Source organism: Candidatus Hydrogenedentota bacterium (assembly GCA_016791475.1).
Lineage (GTDB): Bacteria > Hydrogenedentota > Hydrogenedentia > Hydrogenedentales > JAEUWI01 > JAEUWI01.
Genome location: JAEUWI010000527.1, coordinates 1 through 501 on the forward strand (window position 1 = coordinate 1; position 501 = coordinate 501).

At 62.5% G+C, this 501-nt stretch carries 1 protein-coding gene; it reads left to right on the plus strand.

Annotated features, from left to right (window positions below; translation table 11 throughout):
* Positions 1-50: 50 nt before the first annotated feature.
* A partial coding sequence (locus JNK74_30620) for a response regulator (GenBank protein ID MBL7650521.1) occupies positions 51-501 on the plus strand: 451 nt, incomplete at its 3' end.

Sequence of the window (501 nt, forward strand, 5' to 3'; positions counted from 1 at the left end):
GACGAAGCTGGGCTGCAGGAGGGAAGTGGCAGTCGACACCGATTGTGGCGATGACCGCCCATGCGATGCAGGGCGACAGGGATCGTTGCCTGATGGCGGGCATGGACGATTACATCGCCAGACCGATCAAGCCCGTGGAGCTGCATGGGGTGATAGACAGGGTGATGGGAGATCTGGACGATGCGCCTCAGGTGGGTGGCGGCCGGGTTGCGAGCTGTATCGATGTGGGGGCGGATTCCGCGATTGCCGATATTGGCGCGACCCGCGAGTTGCTTGATGGTGATGAGGCCGCCCTGCAGCAACTTATCAGTCTCTTCTTCAGCGATCTGGAGCGCAATCGAAAGGCGCTTGAGCTCGCCCAGCGCACTTCTGACTTCGCGACGATCCGTAGTCTGGCGCACTCCATTAAGGGGTCGGCTGGGGTGTTCAATGCCGCCGGTACCGTAGCCTCAGCCCAGCGGCTCGAGAATGCGGGCAAGGAGCAGGACGGTGCGGCGGTTC